The organism is Aeromonas sp. 55A, from assembly GCF_051919665.1.
In the GTDB taxonomy this organism is placed as follows: Bacteria; Pseudomonadota; Gammaproteobacteria; order Enterobacterales; family Aeromonadaceae; genus Aeromonas; species Aeromonas veronii.
Genome location: NZ_JBQBEH010000008.1, coordinates 1,351,533 through 1,372,267 on the forward strand (window position 1 = coordinate 1,351,533; position 20,735 = coordinate 1,372,267).

The following is a 20,735-nucleotide window of genomic DNA, read 5'->3' on the forward strand; positions in this document are numbered from 1 at the left end:
AAGGCGCAGCTGACATTTGTCGCAACCAACCCCTCATTTACTGCTGTTTTGATCCTGCGCAGCCGACTCATCGTACCTCTCGGCGACAAGGGGCTGTCGATTTGCTATGCTCACGCCGCATTTTTTTGGAGAGCAGACGCACATGTCCCTAGGACAGAAGATTTCCAGAGCCATCTTGCAATGGCCGGTCAGCGGCTTGGTCAATCACAAGAGCCTGCCGGAAAATCCCATCACAGAACTCAATCTGGATCCGGCCAGACCCATCGTCTATGCCCTGAAAACCAGTTCGATCACCGACCTGATGACCCTGCAGCAGTGCTGCGAGGATCTCGGTCTGCCCGGCCCCTTCACGCCGCTGGAACTGAACGGCCAGCTGCTGCCGCGCTATGTCTGTCTGGACCGTCCGCCTCCCCTGTTTGGCAAACGCAGCAAACCGCTCCCCTTCCTGCAGGAGTTCCACCAGCTGCTGGATCTGCACAAGCAGGATCCCGAGCTGGATATCCAGGTGGTGCCCGTCACCCTGTTCTGGGGCCGCGCTCCGGGTCGGGAAGGGGAAGAAGCCTCCGGCCTCAACATCATCAGCAGCCTGGCGCCGAACCGGCTGAAGAAAGCGCTCATCGTGATCCTCAAGGGTCGCGAGAATCTGGTGCGCTTTTCGCCGCCGCTTTCCCTGCGCTATATGGCGGACAAACACGGCACCGACGAGGCGATCGCCCACAAGCTGGCGCGAGTGGCCCGTACCCACTTCAGCCGCCAGCAGCTGGCCGCCACCGGCCCGAAACTGCCGAACCGCAACCTGCTGTTCAAGCAGCTGCTCGACTCCGCGGTGATCCAGCAGGCGATTGAAGAGGAGGCCCAGCGCGAAGGGATCAGTCTCGAGAAGGCGCAGAAGCGTGCCCATGGCTACATGGACGAGATCGCCTCCAACTTCTCCTACCGGCTGATCCGCTTGGGCGAGAGCTTCCTCGGCTGGCTGTGGAACAAGCTCTACCGCGGTTTGTCGGTCAATGGCGCCGAGAAGGTACGCCAGTTGGCGCAGGAAGGGCACGAGATCGTCTACGTTCCCTGCCACCGCAGCCACATGGACTACCTGCTGCTCTCCTACGTCATCTACCACCAGGGGATGGTGCCGCCCCATATCGCGGCAGGCATCAACCTCAATTTCTGGCCGGCGGGCCCCATCTTCCGCCACGGCGGCGCCTTCTTCATTCGCCGCACCTTCAAGGGCAACCCGCTCTACAGCACGGTATTCCGGGAATACCTCAACCTGCTGTTTGCCAAGGGTTACTCGGTAGAGTTCTTCACCGAAGGCGGTCGCTCCCGTACCGGCCGTCTGCTACCGCCCAAGACCGGCATGCTGGCGATGACCCTGCAGGCAATGATGCGCGGGCTGGACAGGCCGGTCACTCTGGTGCCGGTCTATCTGGGTTACGAGCACGTGATGGAGGTGAACACCTACCACAACGAGCTCAAGGGGAGTCGCAAGGAGAAAGAGAGCTTCCTGCAGGTGCTCGGCATCCTGCGCAAGCTGCGCAACTACGGCCGTGGTTTCGTCAACTTCGGCGAGCCGCTGACCCTCAACAGCTACCTGAGCGAACATATTCCCGACTGGAAAAAGCACATCGGGGAAGAGGAGCGTCCGGAGTGGATGGCGGGCACTGTCAACAATCTGGCCGAACTGCTGATGACCCGCATCAACGGCGCTGCCGCGGTCAACGGCCTGACCCTGAGCGCACTGGCGCTGCTGGCCGCCGAGCGCCACGCCCTGACCCGCGACGAATTGCAGGCCCAGCTCAACACCTATCTGGATCTGCTCAAGGCGGTGCCCTACAGCCCGCAGAGCACCATTCCTGATGAGGATGCCAAGACCCTGCTGGATCAGGCGATGGAGCTCAACAAGTTCGAGGTGAGCGAGGACAAACTGGGGCAGATCATCAGTCTCGACCGCTATCAGGCGATCCTGCTGACCTACTACCGCAACAACATCCTCCACCTGTTTGCCATGCCCTCTCTGGTGGCGGCACTAATCGAACGCTGCGAGGGGATCTCCCGCAGCGAGATCATGGCTCGTTGCATCGACATCTATCCGCTGCTCAAGACCGAGCTGTTCCTGCGTTATGAAGAGGATGAGCTACCGGCGCTGGTTGACAGCCTGCTCGACACGCTGCAGACCCAGCAACTGATCGAGACCCGCGATGACGGCTACTGGGTCAATCCGGCCAACCAGATGCGCCTGCTGCTGCTGGCTGAGAGCATTCAGGAGACCCTGCAACGCTACGCCATCGTGCTTACCCGGGTGCTGGCACAGCCTCATATCGAGGCGGAGCAGCTGGAGGCGGACGGCCTGATGATGGCAGAGCGCCTCGGCACCCTGCACGGCATCAACGCCCCCGAGTTCTTCGACCAGAAGCTGTTCAGCACCCTGATCCACACGCTGCGCAAAGAGGGTTACCTCTCTCCCGAGTGCAAGCCGGATCTCGGCCGCTTCCAGGCGCTGGCCGACAACATAGTGCCGCTGCTGAGCAACAAGATCCGCCGCACCATTCAGGCAGGCAATCAGCTCTGACCTGCAACGCAAACAAAGAAGGCCGCATGATGCGGCCTTCTTTTTTATCGGAGTCTGCGCGGGAACATGTCACGCCAGCAGGTAATCGAGCACCAGACCGGCAAACACCAGCGCCCCCACATAGTTGTTGTTGAGAAACGCCTGGAAGCAGGCTTCCCGCTGCCGCTCACGAATAAGCCGCTGCTGATAGACAAACAGCACCGCCGCCCCCAGCAATCCCCAGTAATACCAGCCCCCCAGCGTCATCAGCTGCCCGACCGCCAACAGCAGCAGCAAAGTCGAGAGTTGCAATGTGCCGATGATCCGTTTGTCGTAACGACCAAACAGGATAGCGCTGGATTTGAGGCCGATCTTGAGGTCGTCATCCCGATCCACCATGGCGTACTGGGTGTCGTAAGCCACCGTCCAGAGCAGATTGGCAAAGAAGAGCAACCAGGCCACCAGCGGCAGGGCATCCGCCTGCGCAGCATAGGCCATCGGGATCGACCAGGAGAAGGCCATCCCGAGCACCAGCTGGGGATTCGAGATAAAGCGCTTCATGAAGGGGTAACTCACCGCCAGCAGCAGGGCGACAAACGACAGACCGATGGTGAGCGGATTCATGGTCAGCACCAGACCAAACGAGATAAGCGCCAGCACGAAGAAGAGCGCCAGCACCTCCCACGGTTTGACTCTGCCCGTGGGCAAGGGGCGACCAGCGGTGCGTTTGACATGGCCGTCGAAGTTGCGATCCGCATAGTCGTTGATCACGCACCCTGCCGAGCGCATCAGAAAGACGCCGACCACAAACACGGTCAGCACCCAGAGATTGGGCAGGCCACCAGCGGCCAGCCAGAGCGCCCACAGGGTTGGCCACAGCAGCAGCAGAGTGCCTATGGGTTTGTCGACGCGGGCCAACTGCATATAGGCAAGTCCCCGCTCCTTGGTTAACAGATTCACTCCAGCTCCTTGTCACAGACGAGAGAGGGCAGAAACAGCTCGTGCACCAGCAGTGGCCACTGCCCCAGAAACAGACGGGAACGACGCCCCCAGACAGTGGCGGCCGGGCAACGGGGATTAGCGGCAATATCGAAACGGGCCAGTTGCAGATGATCGCGGCGGGCAGGCTCATGGCCAAATACCCGCTCACCCAGCGGCTGCTCGCCAAGCTCGGCAATGCCGCTCCCTTGCAATGCGTCATCGGCAAACAGGGTCCAGCCCAGCACGGCGGGCCCACGATCCCCGTGCAGGATCACCTCGCGGCAGGTGCCGGCCGGCGAGGCCGAATCCACCAGCCACTGCTCATCGGCAGTAAGGGCGACCGGGTGATTGCCCAGCCACTCCACCGAAAAATGGCGATTGTGCTGACGCAGCCGCCGGGTCATGGAGCCGGGCTCCAGCAGCCAGGGGCGCAAGCTGGCGGGCAATTCGCAACATTCGGGGGCCAGCCACCCGCTTAACGGCGTGAGGGGAACAGTCAACTCGGACTTCACAGCTTCACCATCCAGAGATTTCCGTGTTCAGGTTAAAATCCGGTTTATTATCCGTAAATCAATAGCGAAATGTAAGAACATCCGTGCTTGACGGCCCCGATGGCAACATCAAAAATGGGTTATCTCTTGCTGATGAGCCATCTATATGAAGATCTTCAAAATTCTGCTGGTGTTGTTACTGAGCTGTGGCGCCCTGCAGCAGCAAGCTCTTGCTGAAGATGAGCCGCCCGCCGAGGGCGCAGAGGGGGCTGCCAAGCCTGGTTTCTCCTACCACGCGCTCGATCCCGACATCATCACCAACTACCTGAGTGATAGCAAAACCCTCGGTTATATCCGGGTCACGGTAGAGCTGATGGCGGAAAACGAGGCCGACCTTAAGCTGCTGGAGCAGCATGACCCGCTGATCCGTGATGCCATCATCCGTCTGATTGGCAGCAAAAATGCCGATCAAGTGAAGTCCCTGACCAACCGAGAAGAGCTGCGCAAGGAGTGCGAGACAACCGTCAACGAACTGCTGGTGAAAGAGACCGGCAAGAAAGCGGTGCGCGAGCTCATCTTCACCAAGTTCCTCTACCAGTAATCCCTCCCGAAACAATCGCTTATTGACATATCGGCCAATAAGCGAGCTTTGCCGGTTTATTCGAAATGAAAATCGATTACAATACGGCCGTCAAGTCGTAGAGGTAGTCGTTATGGGCAGCAAAACCCTGTGTGAATGGCGCCGTCACGAGATCCCCACCGATCTCAAGGCGTTGCGCAAGATAGTCCGCAAACCCAAGTTTGTCTGCAGCAAGTGCGCCCGCAGTGCCAATGACAAGGGTTACCTCTGCCAGCCGCTGCGTTTGAAAGAGGAGTAACGCCCCTCCCTGTCAGGGCGTTATTGATCGGTCCACCCCTGACGCCCCTGTTCGAACAATCTGCGTGCCTGGGTATCATTCGGGCAAACGCCGCGATACTCCTCGCCTGAGCGGCCAGCCAGATAGAGGTGCTCGGGGCGGCAATACCATGCCAATCCCTTCTGATGTCCCTGCTTCCACAGTTCGGCATCCACCTTCTTGCCACACTGGCCCTGATGGAACTCGATCCGCTCGGTGGTGAAGCCCAGCTTGCCATCCGCCTCCCCAACCTCACTCCATACCTTCTCGCAGGGATCATCGTTGGAGACACAGCCACCCAGCAGGGCAGCCAACAATATGATGGTGAGTCGCATAGTCATCCTTGAGCGTCATTTGGGCAGTTCATTCTACCCAGCGCCCCGCCCCTGACCAAGGACGAACACTCAGCCATGTGAGCGCGGCAAAAAAATCAGGCGGGCCCAAAGCCCGCCTGTTCGTTCAATGCCGTGGTTCACTGGTCATCGAAAGTGTCATCATCCTGCCAGCTTTCATCTTCCCACTGATCCAGCTCTTCTTCCCAGGAATCCGGCTCCCAGTCATCATCAGAGGAGTCGTAATCCGGCTTGTGTCCACCCATCTTCACTCTCCTTGGATAGTTCACCCGCACTCCAATTTTATCCGGAATTATCGGGCTCGCCAGTCAGAGAGAGTTCAAAGTTTGACCAGAGTGCGACCGGCGATCTGGCCCTGCGTGATGGCCTCGGCGGCCTCCACTACCTGCTCCAGCCCAATCTCGGTGACCGCCTGAGCGAAGAAGCAGGCAGGAAGATCCCGTGCCAGTCGCTGCCACGCCAGTTGACGACGTTCAAACGGGCACATCACCGAATCGACCCCCTGCAGCCGCACAGTGCGCAGGATGAAGGGCATCACACTGGTAGGCAGATCAAAGCCACCCGCTAACCCACAGGCCGCCACGGCGCCGCCATAGTTCATCTGAGCCAGCAGCTTGGCCAGCACCTGACTGCCGACGGTATCGATGGCAGCGGCCCACAGCTGCTTCTCCAGCGGTTTGGCAGGCACCAGCAGCTCGCTGCGCGGCACGATGCGGCTGGCACCCAACGCAGTGAGCATGGCGCCCTGCTCTTCGGGACGACCGGTCAGCGCCGCCACCTGATAGCCCAGGGCCGCCAGCAGGGCGACCGAGGTGGCCCCCACACCGCCTGCCGCACCGGTGACCAGCACCTCGCCACTTGCGGGAGTAATACCCGCCTCTTCCAGTGCCAGCACGCAGAGCATGGCGGTAAGGCCGGCGGTGCCGATGCACATGGCCTGCCGCTCATCGAGCCCGGCGGGCAGCGGCACCAGCCAGTCGCCGTTGACCCGCGCCTGTTCGGCCATGCCGCCCCAGTGCCCTTCACCCACGCCCCAACCGGTCAGCACCACCTTGTCTCCCGGCTGATAGCGGCTGTCGGCGGATTCGAGCACGGTGCCGGCGAAGTCGATGCCGGGCACCAGCGGCCACTGGCGCACAATCTTGCCCTTGCCGGTGATGGCCAGCCCGTCCTTGTAGTTGATGGAGCTGTAACTTACCGCTACCCGCACCTCTCCCTCCGGCAACTGGCTCTCGGTCAGTCGGGTCAGGGTCGGAATGGTCTTGCCGTCTTGGTTTTCCAGTAACAGAGCCTTGAACATGGTTGCCTCTTTGATGGGGATTGAAACGGAACAGTTAGCTGCTTTGGCGCTTTTGCAGCTGAAAATCGAGAGCCAGTGCCGTACCGGTTACCAGCTCTCCGGCCAGTTGGCGCAGGATCAGCCCGGCGGCCTCCTGCCCCATTTTGCGATAGGGGATCCGAACCGAGGTCAGGGTCGGATAACAGGCGCGCGCCACATCCAGATCATCAAATCCGGCGATGGCGAGTTTGCCCGGCACATTCAAATGGCGACGCTGGCACTCGAACAGCACGCCGGCCGCCAGCTCGTCGTTGACGCAGATAAGTGCATCGAGCTCGGGCCAGCGCAGCAGGAATTCACCCAGCATGGTCGCCCCCGTGCTGAAGTTGGGGCGCTCCGAGGTGTTGATGATGGCATCGGGGGAGAGGTAGTTGTCGAGCAGCGCCTTGTGCCAGCCCTGCATCCGCTGTTGCAGCATCCACTGCTCCTGACGGGCACAGAGAAAACCGATATTGCGATAGCCACGTTCGATCAGGTGGCGGGTCAACTCATAACCGGCATCGAAGTTGGAGACTCCCACATTCATGTCGATGGGGCTGCGGGCCATTGCACCCACCTCCACCACCGGCAAACGGGCAGCTTTCAGGCGGGCACGGATCGTCTCGCCGGGATCGCCACCAAACAGCACCACCGCCGCCGGATTGTGCTGCAAGAAGCTGGTCAGCAAGCTCTCTTCCTGCTGTTTCAGATGCTGGGCATCCCCCAGCATGATCTGATAACCCTCGTCGAGCAGGGCCCGTTGCAGGCCCGCAATCATCTCGCCACAACCGGCATCCGCCAGACTGGGCACTATGACCACTATGGTCTGGGAGATACCCGACGCCAGCGCACCGGCGGCACGATTGGGGATATAGCCGAGCTCTTCCACCGCGGCTTCGATACGCTCGCGCATCTTGTCGGAGACCAGTTCGGGAGTGCGCAGGGCACGGGAGACCGTCATGGCCCCCACTCCGGCCAGCTGGGCCACATCGTTGAGGGTCACCCGACCCGTGCTACGGCGCTTTTTCGCTTCTGACATCCATCCCTTCCTCGGCTTGCGGCTGCTCACTTTAAGGCAAAAGAGCGCCACTGACTATTTGCTCAGGGCCGATTCTACTCTCTTTCCCCTACCGCAGGGGCAGGATGGCTCCCGTTAATGGGTGAAGTGATAGCGCTATCACAGTTTCATGTTAGCGCTATCTGATAGCGCTAACTTTCGCGATCACCCTCACAGTTTCACCACCGCAAGATCGATAGATTGGCGCCATCTTAACTAGCCGGATCACCACCATGCTGACTCAACTGCTGACCGAGGATGTCATCCGCATCGAACCCGCAGCCCGCGACTGGCGCCACGCCATCGAGCTGGCGACGGCGCCCCTGCTGGCCAATGGCACCATCGACCCCTCCTACGTGGCGGCGCTGTTTCGCTCTCATGAGGAGCTCGGCCCCTACTACGTGCTGGGCCCCGGTCTGGCGATGCCCCACGCTCGTCCCGAAGACGGCGTCAACCGGCTGGGTCTGGGTCTGACCGTCATCAAGCAGGGGGTCAACTTTGATTCCGAGGGCAACGACCCGATCCGGCTGCTGATCACCCTGGCCGCCAGCGACAGCAACTCCCACGTGGAGACCATCGCCCAGCTGGCCGAGCTGTTTATGAATGAAGAGGACGTGGCGGCCATCATTGCGGCCGACACCAAAGACGACATCCTGCGCATTCTGGCGCGCTACTGATCTGCGCCACGGCGCACCTGACAGAGGAAGAGACAATGAAAATTCTGGTTGTATGCGGTCACGGTCTGGGCACCAGCCTGATGATGGAGATGAGCATCAAGAGCATCCTGAAAGAGCTGGCTGTCACCGCCGAGGTGGATCACCGCGATCTGGCCTCCGCCGGCAGCGAAACCGCCGAGATCTTTGTCGCCACCCGCGACATCGCCGAGCAGCTGCAATCCATGGGCGTCAACGGCCGTCTGGTGGCCCTCGACAACATGGTCGACAAGGCCGCGATGAAAGAGAAGCTCGCCACCGCACTGCGCGAACTGGGCGCCCTCTAAGGATCCTCCATGCGGCCTGCGGGCCGCATCTTCCATTGCCAGGAGCTGACCATGGAATTTTTCAACTTTCTGATGTTTGACGTGCTGTCCGAGCCCGCCGTACTGGTCGGCCTGATCGCGCTTATCGGCCTGATTGCCCAGAAGAAACCGGTGACCGAGTGCATCAAGGGCACGGTCAAGACCATCATGGGTTTCGTCATTCTGGGAGCCGGTGCCACCCTGGTGATCAACTCGCTGGGTGACTTTGCCGTCATCTTCCAGCACGCCTTCGGCATCAAGGGGGTCGTCCCCAACAACGAAGCCATCGTCTCCATCGCCCAGACCTCGTTTGGCAAGGAGATGGCGATGATCATGTTCTTCGCCATGCTGGTGAATATCCTGATCGCCCGTCTGACTCCGTGGAAATTTATCTTCCTGACCGGTCACCACACCCTGTTCATGTCGATGATGGTGGCGGTAATCCTCTCTGCCGGCGGCATGAGCGGTGTGCCGCTGATCGCGGTGGGCAGTCTGGTGGTCGGTGTCGCCATGGTCTTCTTCCCGGCCATCGCCCACCCCTTCATGAAGCAGATCACCGGCTCCGACGACGTAGCGCTGGGCCACTTCTCCACCTGTTCCTACGTGCTCTCCGCCCTGATCGGCGCCAAGTTCGGCAACAAGGCCCACAGCTGCGAAGATGTGCAGGTACCCAAGAGCCTGCTGTTCCTGCGCGATACTCCGGTGGCCATCTCCTTCACCATGGGCATCATCTTCCTGGTGACCTCCGCCTTCGCCGGCCCCGAGTTTGTCTCCAGTGTCGCCAAGGGCAAGCACTGGTTCATGTTCTCCCTGATGCAGTCCATCACCTTCGCCGCCGGTGTCTACGTCATCCTGCAGGGTGTGCGGATGGTCATCGCCGAGATCGTACCGGCCTTCAAGGGGATCTCCGACAAGCTGGTACCGAACGCCAAGCCGGCACTCGACTGCCCCATCGTCTTCCCCTATGCCCCCAACGCCGTGCTGATCGGCTTCCTGTCGAGCTTTGCCGCCGGTCTGGTGGGGATGGCGCTGCTCTACGCCATGGGCCTGACCGTCATCATCCCGGGCGTGGTACCGCACTTCTTCGTCGGCGCCGCTGCCGGGGTCTTCGGCAACGCCACCGGTGGTCGTCGTGGCGCCATTCTGGGTGCCTTCGCCAACGGCCTGCTGCTGCTCACCATTCTGCCGGTGTTCCTGCTGCCGGTGCTGGGCGACCTCGGCTTCGCCAACACCACCTTCAGCGACTCCGACTTCGGTGTGGTCGGCATCCTGCTGGGGCTGATCGTTCGCTAATCCCAGCCACCGCCAAAAACAAAACGGAGCGCATCGCGCTCCGTTTTTTTATGGCCGGGCTGTATGAAAGGCTGATACTCAGTCGTTCTCCAGCACAGTGAGGCAGTGCGAGAGAGTACGCGCCAGCGCTCCCTGATTGCGCAGCACCACGGCGCGGGCCTGCTCGCCCATCTCGCGGCGGGTGCTCTCGTCGGCAAACAGCTGGCTCACCTGCTCGCCCAGCTCGGCGGCATCGGCCACGATGGCGGCGCCCCCCTGAGCCACCAGCTGGCGAGTGATATCGCTGAAGTTGAAGTAAGCGGGCCCCGTCAGGCAGGGCTTGCCGAGGGCTGCCGGCTCCAGCAGGTTGTGACCGCCGATCTTCACCAGACTACCGCCAACAAAGGCCACATCGGCCGCCGCCAGCATCAGCGGCAGCTCGCCCATGGTATCGCCGAGATAGATCTTATCCTCCGCACGCACCACAGTACCATCAGTGCGCCGCACACAGCCGTAAGGGGCACACAGCTCGGCCACCCGGTCGAACCGCTCGGGGTGGCGCGGTACCAGAATGAGCAGCGCGTCGGGATGGCGTTTGAGCAGCAGATCGAAGGCGGCCAGCACTTGCTCATCCTCACCCAGATGGGTGCTGGCGGCGATCCAGACCGGCCGATCCGCCCCCAGTTGCTGGCGCAGGGCACGCCCTTTTGCCTGCACCTCGTCACCAAACTGGATATCGAACTTGATGGAGCCGGTCACCGCCAGCCGCGAACGATCGATGCCGAGGTGGGCGAAGCGGTCGGCGTCATCCTGATGCTGACAGAGCAGATGGGTCAGCGGCCGGCTCAGGGCGTCGAAGGCGCCGTGGAAGCGGGCATAACGCTGGCAGGATCGCTCGGAGAGGCGGGCGTTGATGATGGTCACCGGCAGGTGGCGCGCCTCGCAGGCGGCCAGCCAGTTCGGCCACAGCTCGGTCTCCATCACCCAGAGCGCGCGCGGCTTGAAGGTGTCGAGAAAGGCGGCAATGGCCCAGGGGTAGTCGAGCGGCGCGTAGCGATGGATCACCAGATCCCCCAGCTTGGCAGCCTGATCGGCGCCGGTGCGGGTGGTGGTAGTGAGCAGGATCGGCAGATCGGGCCGCTCCGCCTTGAGGGCGCGAATAAGCGGCGTGATGGCCAGCGTCTCCCCCACGCTCACCGCATGGATCCAGAGCGGCGCATCCTGTCCGGTGGCGGGCAACCGCCCGAGATGCTCGGCCCAGCGCTCGCCAAAACCGGGCTTACCCCTCTTCGGCTTGTAGAGGGCCAGCAGCGCCAGCGGCAATCCCAGATGGATCAGCAGGTTGTAGAGCAGACGGTAGGGCATCTTACTGGCTCTGCTCCAGCTTCTTGCAGGCATCGACCACCTGCTCCGGCGCCAGATCGATCAGGCACTTGAGATGGCCAAACTTGCAGGTGCGCTTGAAGCAGGGGCGACACTCGATGTCGGTGTGGACGATCTCGACCCGATCCGCCAGCGGCGGGGTGTAGAGCGGCGAGGTGGAGCCATAGACGCCCACCAGTGGCCGGTTGAGGGCGGCGGCAATGTGCATCAGGCCGGAGTCGTTGGAGATGACCCGGCTGGCCAGCGCCATCAGATCGATCGCCTCGTGCAGGCTGGTCTTGCCCGCCAGCACGTGGCAGTTGGGGCGAGTCAGCAGGTTGACCCGATCCCGGATGGTATTGGCTACCGGTACATCCTTGTTGGAGCCGAAGATCCACACCTGCCACCCCTCGTCCAGATGCTGCTGGGCCACCACGGCGTAGTGCCCCTCCGGCCAGCGCTTGGCCGGGCCAAACTCGGCACCGGGACAGAGCACCAGCACCGGACGGGCGCGATCCAGCCCCAGTCGCTCCAGCGCCTTGCTCTGATTGACCAGATCGACGTGCAGAGAGGGGTGGGGAATGGTCGGAATATCGGCCCGGCTCTTCATCTGCTCCTTGGGATAAGCGAGCGCCAGATAGCCCTCCACCATCAGCGGGAAGGCAGACTTGTTGCTGCGCATATCGTTGAGCAGACCGTAGCGGTGCTCCCCTTTCCAGCCTGTACGCACCGGAATGCGGGCAAACCAGGGGATCAGCGCCGACTTCATGGAGTTGGGCTGGACGATGGCCTGATCGTACTTCTCGGCCGCCAGCTGCTTGCCGAGGCGGCGGCGTGCCACCAGCTTGAAGTCACCGTGGCCGAGGGGCATGGTGATCGCCTTGTCCACCTCCGGCATCCGCTCCAGCAGGGCGCAGCACCAGGCGGGGGCCATCACGTGCAGTTCGCACTCCGGATGGTTGGCCTTGATCGCCTTGTAGAGGCTCTGGGACATCACCATATCGCCGACCCAGGAGGGGCCGATCACCAATATTTTCATCACGCGTCTTCTCTCGGGACTGGCCCGGCTGTTAATCATCACTGGGCGAGATTATGCCCCAAGAATGGTCGGATAAATAACAGAAGATCCTTGGTAGTCGCCTCTGCTTTGCCTCGGCCAGCCACCACCCAAGCCATGCCCCGGCCACGCTTTTAGGCTAGAATGGGCGCCAATTCGAGCATGTCCCGCCAGACGGGCAACAACCGAGAGCCCCATTTCGTGAAAAAACCGACTCTGGCTGCCGTTCTGATCGTCAAGAATGAAGCCGACAACCTGCGCAAGTGCCTCGCCTCCCTCGACGGACTGGTGGACGAGATCGTCATTCTGGACTCCGGCAGTCAGGACGAGACCCCGGTCATCGCCGCCGAATTTGGCGCCCGCTTCTTCGTCAACGCCAAGTGGCCGGGCTTTGGCAAGCAGCGCCGGCTGGCCCAGTCCCATGTGCAGTCCGACTGGGTACTGTGGCTGGATGCCGACGAGCGACTCACCCCCGAGCTGAAAACCGCCATCGCCAACGTGATGGCCAATCCGGCCAGCGACACCATCTACTCGCTGCCGCGCCTCTCCTGGGTCTTTGGCCGCTTTATCCGCCACAGTGGCTGGTATCCGGATCGGGTGCTGCGCCTCTATCCCAAGGCACTCACCAGCTACAACGAGGCGCTGGTGCACGAGAAGGTGGAAGTGCGCGCCAACATGAAGATCGTCAACCTCTACGGCGACCTGCACCACTTTACCTATCGGGATCTGGAGCACTATCTGGTCAAATCCGCCGGTTATGCCCGCGCCTGGGCCGATCAGCGCACCGCTCGCGGCAAGAAGGGCTCCCTCAGTCAGGGGCTGATGCATGCCGTCGGCTGCTTCATCAAGATGTATCTGCTCAAGGCAGGCTTCCTCGATGGCAAGCAGGGGTTGCTGCTGGCGATCCTCTCCGCCCACTCCACCTTCGTCAAATACGCCGACCTCTGGGTGCGCCAGCAACCGCAGCAGCCGGAATAACCGTCATACGAAACAGGGCCCCGCGGGGCCCTGTTTGCATTGCTGCATACGTTATTTGCGCCAGAAAGGCGCCGCCCAGCGGGCCATCACCGGCACCATGGCCTTGGGATCGAGTTGACTCATATCCTCAGGATGGTCGCTATCCTCCGGCGGGCTGAAGGCGAGGTGGCGTCCTTCGCTGTTGAGGGGCTTCCAGCGCAGCGGAGTGGCGGAGCGGCGCATCGGGAAGAAGCCGATGGTCGGCACGTCGAGCGCGCCAGCGATATGGAGCGGGCCAGTACTGCCTGCAACGAACAGGGCGGCGTTGGCCAGCACCTGACAGAACATCGGCAGACCATCGCTGGAGCGGTAGATCCAGCCGTTGCCACCGTGGGCCAGCAACTCGGCCGCCAGCTGTTCGGCTATCTTCTCCTCGCCCGGGCCGGCGGTCAGCACGCACTGCAGCTCGGGGCAGGCCTGGTTCAGTTTGATGATGATGCGGGCGTACTGCTCGATGGAGAGGTTGTTGGCCGAGCCACCGCTGCCGGCGTGTACCATCAGCCAGGGGCGGCTGGCATCGAGCTTGAGCTTGAGTGCCAGCTGCTCACGCACCTGCCGCAGAGTCTCGTCATCGAACCGCAGGAAGGGGGTCTTGGGCTCCACCACGGCCACCTGTTGATCGGCCAGGAAGCGGCGGATCAGCTCCAGGTTGTACTCGGACTCCGGTTTCTGGGAGCGGGAGCGACGCTGCACCAGTCGCTGGTTGTAGAGCACCTGCGCCAGCTTGGTCGCCGGGGCCAGCCGGTAAGGGATGTGTGCCTTCCACACCAGCATGGCGTTGCGGGAGTTGGAGAAGAGGCAGATGGACGCGTCGAACGCCGCCGCCTTGATCCGGGCCAGCAGTGCCCGCTGTTGCTCCTTGTCGGCCCGCACGCCCGGATCGATGATCACCTCGTCAATCCAGGGGCAGAGCCGGGCCAGCGGCGCCGTGTAGGCCGGAACCAGGGCAGTCACATGACACTCCATGGAGCCTTTGAGCATGGCGAAGCTCGGCCACGCCAGCATGAAGTCACCAATCTTGTCATTGCGAACGACCAGAATACGTTTCATAAAAAATCCCTTTGCTCCCTGTCACCAATGCAAGGAGGCTTGATGCGCGATGGCGTATTCTTGCCTGATGCACTGCTATTCTCAAGCGACGACCTTATAATGCGACCAAATTTCCAGGTTGCAGGACCGCAAAGATGACTACCAGGGTAATTTATCCCGGGACTTTTGATCCCGTTACCAATGGCCACGCCGATCTCATCGGCCGCGCCGCCAAGCTGTTTGACGAGGTGGTGGTCGGTGTCGCCAACAGCCCGAGCAAGCGCCCGCTGTTCGATCTGGCAGAACGTGTCCAGCTTGTCCAGCAAGTGACCAGCCAGCTTCCCAACGTCAAGGTGGTGGGCTTCTCCGGTCTGCTGGTCGATTTCGCCAAAGAACATCAGGCCAACGTGCTGATCCGCGGTCTGCGCGCCGTCTCCGACTTCGAGTACGAGTTCCAGCTGGCCAACATGAACCGCCGCCTGATGCCCACGCTTGAGAGCGTATTCCTCACCCCGGCGGAGGAGAACTCCTTTATCTCCTCCACTCTGGTGAAAGAGGTGGCGCTGCACGGTGGCGACATCCGCCAGTTTGTCGATCCCGTCGTGGCCCAGGCCATCGCAGCCAAACAGAAAGGGTGATCCCCTTCCACACTCGCCATTCCCAACGGCAACTACGAACAAGGGCTACCCACGGGTAGCCCTTGTCGTATCTCTATCGCATGGAGAGGTCAGCCTGCTTGCCGGTTACTGACGGGCAAACCGCTCATTCATCTCCTGCACCAGCAGATCGAGCCACTCGTAGCGGCGCCGATACATGGCCCGCTTCTTGGAGGCGATCTCCTCCAGCGGCTTGCGCGGCTGGGCTTGCAGGGCGACGAAGTTGGCATCCACATCCCGGGCGTCGAACTCCTGCCACAACTCGTCGTAATCGGCCTGCAGGTTGGCTTTCTGCTTGCTGCTGTAGCGCTTGGCCTGAAACACATGGGCCCGCTTGCGAACCGCCAGCACCTCTGCCGCCCCCATGGCCTGCGCCAGTTGCAGCACCAGTTGCACCAGCAGGGATTTGGGCCGCAGGCCATGTCCCTCTTTGGTCAGCTCGCGCACCCGATCCTGGGCATTGTCGACCGCAGGCTCCGGCCCCTGCATGGAGCCGATCATCAGAATCAAACGATCCACGCTACCCGCCAGCGAAAAGGCGCAGCTGTAGAGGCGCTGTCCCTCGCCATTGACGATGGAGAGCGCCAGCTCGGCCTCGCGGCGGAAGGTGCCATCGTGACGCAACAGAATGCGGCAGCCGCTCTGGGGATAGTGCCCAAGTTCGATCCCCTCGCCCAGATAGAGGGGGTCGATCAGCTGCGGGTAGCACTCCAGCAGCAAACGGTAGTGATTTTCCAGCATCTCGGCCCGCTCGCGGGCGCTGGCACAGGCGAAGCGATAGGGTCGCATCGGCTTGTCGAGCAGCTCGGGATAGACCGCCGGTAGCGCCTTGAGCGAGTCGCACTGAAACAGACTGAAGACCCGGCTCAGCGACTTGCGATAGAGCAGGCTGCGCAGCACGAACTTGCCGCGATTGAAGGTTTTCCGGTCACATCCCTCGGGGTAGAGGAAGCGGGCCATGGATTTTGCGCAATAGCGCTCCTGCCGGGATAAATATTCCCAGTCTATTGATTTAACTGTCATTTTTATATTCTCAAACCGCCTGAACGGTCGGGATACTAGTGACAGCTGTGCAAATCTTCAACAGAGTGGAAATACGCTGTTACAACTTCCCCCGGATCGGGGCAAAAAGTGCGCTCAGCGCTGGCAATGACTGCAAAAAACCGTGGTGCGCTGGCCCATTCTTGTCTCGGTCAGCAGGGTGTGACAGTGGAAACAGGGCTGACCGCCACGGCCATAAACCTGCAACTGCTGCACGAAATAGCCCGGCTTGCCATCGGCACTGGTGAAATCCTTGAGAGTGGTTCCGCCCTGGCGAATTGCCTCGGCCAACACGCGCTTGATCTCGGCCACCAGGGTTCCCAGCCGCTCGGCACTGATATTGCCCGCCGCCCGTTTGGGGTGAATGCCGGCGGCATAGAGCGCCTCGTTTGCGTAGATGTTGCCCACCCCGACCACCACCTGATTGTCCATCAGGAACTGTTTGATGGCGGTGCTGCGTCCCTTGGCGCGCTCACGCAGGTAATCAGCACTGAAGGCATCGGTGAGCGGCTCTGGCCCCAGCTTGGCGAGCAGCGCATGGGCTTCGGCCGGTTCCCGGGTCCAAAGCAGGGCGCCAAAGCGGCGCGGATCGTTGAGCCGCAGCAGCTTGCCATTCTCCAGCTCGATATCCACGTGGTCGTGCTTCTCGGCTGGCGTGCCGATATCCAGCACCCGCAGGCTGCCGGACATCCCCAGATGAAGGATGGCGGTGCCGAAATCGGTCTCCAGCAGCAGGTATTTGGCACGGCGACGCACCCGATGGATGGTGAGATCCACCAGCTCCTGAATTTCACCGGGGATTGGCCAGCGCAGGCGGCCATCCCGCACCACTACACGCGTCACCTTGATACCGGTGAGCCAGGGGGAGATCCCCTGACGACTGACTTCAACTTCTGGCAATTCGGGCATTGGCACCTCGCAAGGAAAAGAAACTCAGGGAGCAGGACGCAGCAGATCGCGATACTGCTCGGCAGTGAGGGCGAGCCAGAGACCGGAGGGCAGCTGAGCGCCATATTGGCCGCTGTTCTGATAGAGGCCGATCTCGACCGGATCGTTCTGGCCGGCAATCCACACCTTGATGGTCACCGGGGTGCCGCGCACCACCTCGCCGGGGGGCAGCAACCAGCTCTGCCAGCGCGCCAGACGGGCATCCAGCTGCGCTGTGTCGAGCCCCAAATCCGGCACGCTGCGCCAGCCCTGACCGATCCGCTCAATCTGCCAGCTCGGCCCCTGCCAGGTGAGCACCACGGCCGCATCCGGCAGCAAGGGGCGAGCGCGCTTGGCGCTGTTCTCCTGCTGGGCAGTCTCCATACGATGCAACAGGGTGATCACGATCAGCACCACCACGATGATCACGTTATTCCAGCCTTTGCGGCTCAATTTGAACATGGCAAGCCTCCCTTTGAACCGGCAGTGTACTGAATTCGGCGCATAAAAAAACCCGGCACGAAGCCGGGTTTTTGGGAATGCAGCATCAAGTAATTACTTGATTTTGCCTTCCTTGTAGATCACATGCTGACGAACAACGGGATCAAACTTTTTGATCTCCATTTTTTCGGGCATGGTGCGCTTGTTTTTGGTAGTGGTATAGAAGTGACCAGTACCGGCGCTGGAGTTCAGGCGAATTTTCTCGCGAATACCTTTAGCCATGATCTAATTCCTTATACCTTAACACCGCTGGCGCGCAGTTCAGCCAGAACCACTTCAACGCCACGCTTGTCGATGATACGCATGCCTTTTGCGGATACGCGCAGGCTTACGAAGCGTTTTTCACTCTCAACCCAGAAACGGTGAGTGTGCAGGTTCGGCAGGAAACGACGCTTGGTGGCGTTGTTAGCGTGCGAACGGTTGTTACCAACTGCCGGGCGCTTGCCGGTTACTTGGCATACTCTAGACATGTCAGTCTCTCCAAATCTTACTTCATTGCTCGAGCAAATATCTGCCCCGCTGGCCTTCGATTGCGGGGCAAACAGAAGGCGGCATTTTATACAGCATCCGTGATCAAAGATCAACTAATACGGTGCCAGAGCACAGTTATAGCCAACCGCGCTCGGCAAAAGAAACCGTGATGCCATCACCGATCACCAAGTGATCCAGCACTCTGATATCGATCAGGGCCAAAGCGGCCGTGATCCGATCCGTGATCTGGCGGTCGGCCCTGCTGGGCTCGGCGACGCCGGACGGGTGATTATGCGCCAGAATCACCGCGGCTGCATTATGTTTGAGCGCGATCTGCACGATTTCTCTTGGCCAGACGCTCGCCGAATCGATTGTGCCGAAAAAAAGCTCAACAAATTGAATGACTCTGTGCTGATTGTCGAGCAGCAGCAGGGCAAACACCTCGCGCGGCCGATCCCGCAGCTGGGCCTGCAGATAGTCGCGGGTCAGCTGGGGCGAGGTGAGGGCATCGCCCCGTTGCAGCTGCTCGGCCAGATGGCGTCTGGCCATCTCCAGCACCGCCTGCAACTGGGCATATTTGGCCGGGCCAAGGCCGTGCGCCTCGCAGAATGCCCGTTGATCCGCCCCCAGCAAACTGCGTAAAGAGCCGAATTGATTCAATAGATTACGTGAAAGATCCACTGCACTCAGGCCATTGACGCCGGTGCGCAGAAAGATGGCGAGCAGCTCGGCATCGGAGAGCGCCGAGGGCCCCTGACGCAGCAACTTCTCTCTGGGGCGTTCATCTTCCGGCCACTCTTTGATGCTCATTTGTCTCTCCCTCATCCCTGTTGAGAAAAAACATAGCAAAAAATTGCGCGCACCCGACCACACCCCTTGATGCCAACCCCTGTCGTCATCCATTGCCTGTGGTATCTTAGCCGACCAGTGAGAATGAGCCGGATAGAGAAACAGCAGATGAGATTGGCCGATAAACGCATCCTGTTGGGTGTCAGCGGCGGGATCGCCGCCTACAAGAGTGCCGAGCTGGTACGCCGCCTGAAAGATCAGGGCGCCGAAGTGCGGGTGGTGATGACCCGCTCCGCCAAGGAGTTCATCACCCCGCTGACCCTGCAGGCGGTCTCCGGTCATCCGGTGGCCTACAGCCTGCTGGATCCCTCCGCCGAAGCGGGCATGGGCCATATCGAGCTGGCCAAGTGGGCCGATCTGGTGCTGATCGCCCCCGCCAGCGCCAACCTGATGGCGCGGATGGCAGCAGGCATGGCCGACGAACTGCTGACCACCCTCTGTCTGGCCACTCCGGCGCCCATCGCGCTGGCACCTGCCATGAACCAGCAGATGTATCTCAACGCCGCGACCCAGGCCAACCTCAAGACCCTGACCAGCCGCGGCATTCTGCTGTGGGGGCCGGATGCCGGCAGCCAGGCCTGTGGCGATGTGGGCCCGGGCCGGATGCTGGACCCCCTCGAACTGGTGGATCGCTGCTGCCAGCAGCTGGCCGCCGAGCCCTTGCTGGCGGGCGTCAAGCTGCTGCTCACCGCAGGTCCGACCCGCGAGGCACTGGATCCGGTGCGCTACATCAGCAACCACAGCTCCGGCAAGATGGGCTTTGCTATCGCTCGCGCTGCCCGTGAAGCGGGCGCCGAAGTGACGCTGGTGAGCGGCCCGGTGACGCTGGCTACACCTGCGGGCGTTACCCGCATCGATGTCGAGAGCGCCGAGCAGATGCATCAGGCGGTGATGAGCCGGGTGGGCGAGTGCGACCTCTTCATCGGTTGCGCGGCAGTGGCCGACTACCGCCCCGAACAGGTCGCCAGCCAGAAGATCAAGAAGACCGGCGACAACGACCAGATGGTGGTGAAGCTGGTGAAAAACCCCGACATCATCGCGGCCGTCGGTGCCCTTTCAGACAAACCCTTCACCGTCGGATTTGCCGCCGAAACCGTGGATGTGGAACAATACGCCCTCGACAAGTTGCAGCGTAAGCGGCTAGACATGATCGCCGCCAACGATGTGTCCCGCGAGGGGCAAGGCTTCAACGCCGATGACAACGCCCTGACCGTGTTCTGGCAAGGGGGCCAGGCCCCGCTGCCGCTGGCCGACAAGCTGACGCTGGCCCGTCACCTGATCGCCCTGATTGCGCGCCACTACCGGCACTGAGTGTCCCGAAAGAACAAGACTCACGGCGCCCCGCCTTGCCAAGAGGGGCGCCAATACAAGATCCAACTGAAAAAGCGATTCATGACTACACAAATTGAACTGAAGATTCTGGATGCCCGTATCGGTACCGAGTACCCGCTGCCCGCCTACGCCACTCCCGGCTCTGCCGGCATGGATCTGCGCGCACTGCTGGATGCGCCGCTGACTCTGGCTCCGGGTGATACCACCCTGGTGCCGACCGGTCTGGCCATCCACATCCAGGATCCGGGTCTGTGTGCCACCATCCTGCCCCGCTCCGGCCTCGGCCATAAGCACGGCATCGTGCTGGGCAACCTGGTCGGTCTCATCGATTCCGACTATCAGGGTCAGCTGATGGTCTCGGTCTGGAACCGCGGCAAGGATGAGTTCACCATGCAACCCGGCGAGCGCATCGCCCAGCTGGTGATCATGCCGGTAGTTCAGGCCAGCTTCCAACTGGTCGATGAGTTCAACCAGAGCGAACGGGGTGAAGGCGGTTTTGGTTCTTCTGGTCGCCAATAACAGACCACACCAGCCCGATAGGCGGTGCCTAATAACAGAATCA

25 protein-coding genes are annotated in these 20,735 nt (G+C 61.3%); 10 read left to right on the top strand and 15 right to left on the bottom strand.

Annotated elements, in window-relative coordinates; translation table 11 throughout:
* Positions 1-142: 142 nt before the first annotated feature.
* A complete protein-coding gene (gene plsB / locus ACTG2G_RS10300) occupies positions 143-2,566 on the top strand; it encodes a glycerol-3-phosphate 1-O-acyltransferase PlsB (protein ID WP_106844582.1) in 2,424 nt (807 codons plus the stop codon).
* 69 nt (positions 2,567-2,635) lie between these two features.
* Here the strand turns inward: plsB and ubiA are convergent, their stop codons facing one another.
* Both ubiA and ACTG2G_RS10310 read right to left on the bottom strand, forming a co-directional pair.
* Entirely contained in the window at positions 2,636-3,505 is an 870-nt protein-coding gene (gene ubiA / locus ACTG2G_RS10305) for a 4-hydroxybenzoate octaprenyltransferase (protein WP_421387945.1), read from the bottom strand.
* Complete coding sequence (locus tag ACTG2G_RS10310) at positions 3,502-4,038, bottom strand: chorismate--pyruvate lyase family protein (protein ID WP_005339534.1); 537 nt, start codon at positions 4,036-4,038, stop codon at positions 3,502-3,504. The genes ubiA and ACTG2G_RS10310 overlap by 4 nt, the downstream gene beginning before the upstream one ends.
* Positions 4,039-4,183: 145 nt before the next feature.
* On the opposite strand from ACTG2G_RS10310, the gene ACTG2G_RS10315 reads away from it, so the two are divergent.
* Positions 4,184-4,618 (top strand): flagellar basal body-associated protein FliL, encoded by a 435-nt coding sequence (locus ACTG2G_RS10315; RefSeq protein WP_005339527.1) that lies wholly within the window; start codon positions 4,184-4,186, stop codon positions 4,616-4,618.
* A 112-nt stretch (positions 4,619-4,730) separates the two neighbouring features.
* Positions 4,731-4,895 carry a hypothetical protein gene (locus ACTG2G_RS10320; RefSeq protein ID WP_005339525.1) on the top strand — a complete coding sequence of 55 codons (165 nt, stop codon included), beginning with the start codon at positions 4,731-4,733 and terminating at the stop codon, positions 4,893-4,895.
* A gap of 20 nt (positions 4,896-4,915) precedes the next feature.
* Here ACTG2G_RS10320 and ACTG2G_RS10325 read toward each other — a convergent pair whose 3' ends face one another.
* From ACTG2G_RS10325 to ACTG2G_RS10340, 4 genes are all read right to left on the bottom strand, one after another.
* Entirely contained in the window at positions 4,916-5,248 is a 333-nt protein-coding gene (locus ACTG2G_RS10325) for a DUF2799 domain-containing protein (protein WP_005339523.1), read from the bottom strand.
* 137 nt (positions 5,249-5,385) lie between these two features.
* Positions 5,386-5,511, bottom strand: coding sequence for a hypothetical protein (locus tag ACTG2G_RS10330; protein WP_005339521.1), 126 nt, complete (start codon positions 5,509-5,511; stop codon positions 5,386-5,388).
* A gap of 74 nt (positions 5,512-5,585) precedes the next feature.
* Positions 5,586-6,566 (bottom strand): acrylyl-CoA reductase (NADPH), encoded by a 981-nt coding sequence (gene acuI, locus ACTG2G_RS10335; RefSeq protein WP_439985399.1) that lies wholly within the window; start codon positions 6,564-6,566, stop codon positions 5,586-5,588.
* 34 nt (positions 6,567-6,600) lie between these two features.
* Complete coding sequence (locus ACTG2G_RS10340) at positions 6,601-7,623, bottom strand: LacI family DNA-binding transcriptional regulator (protein ID WP_421387949.1); 1,023 nt, start codon at positions 7,621-7,623, stop codon at positions 6,601-6,603.
* Positions 7,624-7,874: 251 nt separating this feature from the next.
* On the opposite strand from ACTG2G_RS10340, the gene ACTG2G_RS10345 reads away from it, so the two are divergent.
* The 3 genes from ACTG2G_RS10345 to ACTG2G_RS10355 are packed head-to-tail and all read left to right on the top strand — an operon-like array spanning position 7,875 to position 9,952.
* Positions 7,875-8,318: a PTS sugar transporter subunit IIA gene (locus ACTG2G_RS10345; protein ID WP_421387952.1), complete on the top strand. Its 444-nt coding sequence runs from the start codon at positions 7,875-7,877 to the stop codon at positions 8,316-8,318.
* A gap of 35 nt (positions 8,319-8,353) precedes the next feature.
* Entirely contained in the window at positions 8,354-8,641 is a 288-nt protein-coding gene (locus ACTG2G_RS10350) for a PTS sugar transporter subunit IIB (RefSeq protein WP_005356014.1), read from the top strand.
* 51 nt (positions 8,642-8,692) lie between these two features.
* On the top strand, positions 8,693-9,952 hold the full coding sequence (locus tag ACTG2G_RS10355) for a PTS ascorbate transporter subunit IIC (protein ID WP_042030406.1): 1,260 nt from the start codon (positions 8,693-8,695) through the stop codon (positions 9,950-9,952).
* A gap of 78 nt (positions 9,953-10,030) precedes the next feature.
* On the opposite strand, the gene waaA is transcribed toward ACTG2G_RS10355, so the two are convergent.
* Positions 10,031-11,296, bottom strand: coding sequence for a lipid IV(A) 3-deoxy-D-manno-octulosonic acid transferase (gene waaA / locus ACTG2G_RS10360; RefSeq protein WP_439985400.1), 1,266 nt, complete (start codon positions 11,294-11,296; stop codon positions 10,031-10,033).
* A gap of 1 nt (position 11,297) precedes the next feature.
* Complete coding sequence (waaF, locus tag ACTG2G_RS10365; protein ID WP_439985893.1) at positions 11,298-12,332, bottom strand: lipopolysaccharide heptosyltransferase II; 1,035 nt, start codon at positions 12,330-12,332, stop codon at positions 11,298-11,300.
* 219 nt (positions 12,333-12,551) lie between these two features.
* On the opposite strand from waaF, the gene ACTG2G_RS10370 reads away from it, so the two are divergent.
* The gene (locus tag ACTG2G_RS10370) at positions 12,552-13,328 is read left to right on the top strand and encodes a glycosyltransferase family 2 protein (protein WP_439985401.1); all 777 of its coding nucleotides are present in this window, start codon (positions 12,552-12,554) and stop codon (positions 13,326-13,328) included.
* A gap of 51 nt (positions 13,329-13,379) precedes the next feature.
* Here the strand turns inward: ACTG2G_RS10370 and ACTG2G_RS10375 are convergent, their stop codons facing one another.
* Entirely contained in the window at positions 13,380-14,417 is a 1,038-nt protein-coding gene (locus ACTG2G_RS10375) for a glycosyltransferase family 9 protein (RefSeq protein ID WP_064335092.1), read from the bottom strand.
* A gap of 134 nt (positions 14,418-14,551) precedes the next feature.
* Here ACTG2G_RS10375 and coaD point away from each other — a divergent pair, with 134 nt between their 5' ends.
* On the top strand, positions 14,552-15,034 hold the full coding sequence (coaD, locus tag ACTG2G_RS10380; RefSeq protein WP_184237655.1) for a pantetheine-phosphate adenylyltransferase: 483 nt from the start codon (positions 14,552-14,554) through the stop codon (positions 15,032-15,034).
* Positions 15,035-15,139: 105 nt separating this feature from the next.
* On the opposite strand, the gene ACTG2G_RS10385 is transcribed toward coaD, so the two are convergent.
* The 6 genes from ACTG2G_RS10385 to radC form a co-directional block, all read right to left on the bottom strand.
* Positions 15,140-16,012, bottom strand: a complete 873-nt coding sequence (locus ACTG2G_RS10385) for a VirK/YbjX family protein (RefSeq protein ID WP_043826402.1) — start codon at positions 16,010-16,012, stop codon at positions 15,140-15,142.
* 177 nt (positions 16,013-16,189) lie between these two features.
* Complete coding sequence (gene mutM / locus ACTG2G_RS10390; RefSeq protein WP_021231536.1) at positions 16,190-17,002, bottom strand: bifunctional DNA-formamidopyrimidine glycosylase/DNA-(apurinic or apyrimidinic site) lyase; 813 nt, start codon at positions 17,000-17,002, stop codon at positions 16,190-16,192.
* Between the two features lie 24 nt (positions 17,003-17,026).
* Entirely contained in the window at positions 17,027-17,482 is a 456-nt protein-coding gene (locus ACTG2G_RS10395) for a hypothetical protein (protein WP_150997296.1), read from the bottom strand.
* A 93-nt stretch (positions 17,483-17,575) separates the two neighbouring features.
* Positions 17,576-17,743 (bottom strand): 50S ribosomal protein L33, encoded by a 168-nt coding sequence (gene rpmG, locus ACTG2G_RS10400; protein WP_005307500.1) that lies wholly within the window; start codon positions 17,741-17,743, stop codon positions 17,576-17,578.
* An 11-nt stretch (positions 17,744-17,754) separates the two neighbouring features.
* A complete protein-coding gene (rpmB, locus tag ACTG2G_RS10405; protein ID WP_005307492.1) occupies positions 17,755-17,991 on the bottom strand; it encodes a 50S ribosomal protein L28 in 237 nt (78 codons plus the stop codon).
* 136 nt (positions 17,992-18,127) lie between these two features.
* On the bottom strand, positions 18,128-18,802 hold the full coding sequence (gene radC, locus ACTG2G_RS10410; protein WP_139477813.1) for a RadC family protein: 675 nt from the start codon (positions 18,800-18,802) through the stop codon (positions 18,128-18,130).
* 147 nt (positions 18,803-18,949) lie between these two features.
* Between radC and coaBC the strand changes: the two genes are divergently transcribed.
* Together coaBC and dut are read left to right on the top strand one after the other, a co-directional pair.
* On the top strand, positions 18,950-20,152 hold the full coding sequence (gene coaBC, locus ACTG2G_RS10415; RefSeq protein WP_421325998.1) for a bifunctional phosphopantothenoylcysteine decarboxylase/phosphopantothenate--cysteine ligase CoaBC: 1,203 nt from the start codon (positions 18,950-18,952) through the stop codon (positions 20,150-20,152).
* 81 nt (positions 20,153-20,233) lie between these two features.
* Positions 20,234-20,692, top strand: a complete 459-nt coding sequence (dut, locus tag ACTG2G_RS10420) for a dUTP diphosphatase (protein ID WP_005339498.1) — start codon at positions 20,234-20,236, stop codon at positions 20,690-20,692.
* Positions 20,693-20,735: the final 43 nt, after the last annotated feature.

What these genes read in the sequence shown, in the direction of transcription:
- plsB (WP_106844582.1), top strand. Translation starts at nt 143, where the DNA reads ATGTCCCTAGGACAGAAGATTTCCAGAGCCATCTTGCAATGGCCGGTC.
- ACTG2G_RS10315 (WP_005339527.1), top strand. Translation starts at nt 4,184, where the DNA reads ATGAAGATCTTCAAAATTCTGCTGGTGTTGTTACTGAGCTGTGGCGCC.
- ACTG2G_RS10320 (WP_005339525.1), top strand. Translation starts at nt 4,731, where the DNA reads ATGGGCAGCAAAACCCTGTGTGAATGGCGCCGTCACGAGATCCCCACC.
- ACTG2G_RS10325 (WP_005339523.1), bottom strand. Translation starts at nt 5,248, where the DNA reads ATGCGACTCACCATCATATTGTTGGCTGCCCTGCTGGGTGGCTGTGTC.
- ACTG2G_RS10330 (WP_005339521.1), bottom strand. Translation starts at nt 5,511, where the DNA reads ATGGGTGGACACAAGCCGGATTACGACTCCTCTGATGATGACTGGGAG.
- acuI (WP_439985399.1), bottom strand. Translation starts at nt 6,566, where the DNA reads ATGTTCAAGGCTCTGTTACTGGAAAACCAAGACGGCAAGACCATTCCG.
- ACTG2G_RS10340 (WP_421387949.1), bottom strand. Translation starts at nt 7,623, where the DNA reads ATGTCAGAAGCGAAAAAGCGCCGTAGCACGGGTCGGGTGACCCTCAAC.
- ACTG2G_RS10345 (WP_421387952.1), top strand. Translation starts at nt 7,875, where the DNA reads ATGCTGACTCAACTGCTGACCGAGGATGTCATCCGCATCGAACCCGCA.
- ACTG2G_RS10350 (WP_005356014.1), top strand. Translation starts at nt 8,354, where the DNA reads ATGAAAATTCTGGTTGTATGCGGTCACGGTCTGGGCACCAGCCTGATG.
- ACTG2G_RS10355 (WP_042030406.1), top strand. Translation starts at nt 8,693, where the DNA reads ATGGAATTTTTCAACTTTCTGATGTTTGACGTGCTGTCCGAGCCCGCC.
- waaA (WP_439985400.1), bottom strand. Translation starts at nt 11,296, where the DNA reads ATGCCCTACCGTCTGCTCTACAACCTGCTGATCCATCTGGGATTGCCG.
- waaF (WP_439985893.1), bottom strand. Translation starts at nt 12,332, where the DNA reads ATGAAAATATTGGTGATCGGCCCCTCCTGGGTCGGCGATATGGTGATG.
- ACTG2G_RS10375 (WP_064335092.1), bottom strand. Translation starts at nt 14,417, where the DNA reads ATGAAACGTATTCTGGTCGTTCGCAATGACAAGATTGGTGACTTCATG.
- coaD (WP_184237655.1), top strand. Translation starts at nt 14,552, where the DNA reads ATGACTACCAGGGTAATTTATCCCGGGACTTTTGATCCCGTTACCAAT.
- ACTG2G_RS10385 (WP_043826402.1), bottom strand. Translation starts at nt 16,012, where the DNA reads ATGGCCCGCTTCCTCTACCCCGAGGGATGTGACCGGAAAACCTTCAAT.
- mutM (WP_021231536.1), bottom strand. Translation starts at nt 17,002, where the DNA reads ATGCCCGAATTGCCAGAAGTTGAAGTCAGTCGTCAGGGGATCTCCCCC.
- ACTG2G_RS10395 (WP_150997296.1), bottom strand. Translation starts at nt 17,482, where the DNA reads ATGTTCAAATTGAGCCGCAAAGGCTGGAATAACGTGATCATCGTGGTG.
- rpmG (WP_005307500.1), bottom strand. Translation starts at nt 17,743, where the DNA reads ATGGCTAAAGGTATTCGCGAGAAAATTCGCCTGAACTCCAGCGCCGGT.
- rpmB (WP_005307492.1), bottom strand. Translation starts at nt 17,991, where the DNA reads ATGTCTAGAGTATGCCAAGTAACCGGCAAGCGCCCGGCAGTTGGTAAC.
- radC (WP_139477813.1), bottom strand. Translation starts at nt 18,802, where the DNA reads ATGAGCATCAAAGAGTGGCCGGAAGATGAACGCCCCAGAGAGAAGTTG.
- coaBC (WP_421325998.1), top strand. Translation starts at nt 18,950, where the DNA reads ATGAGATTGGCCGATAAACGCATCCTGTTGGGTGTCAGCGGCGGGATC.
- dut (WP_005339498.1), top strand. Translation starts at nt 20,234, where the DNA reads ATGACTACACAAATTGAACTGAAGATTCTGGATGCCCGTATCGGTACC.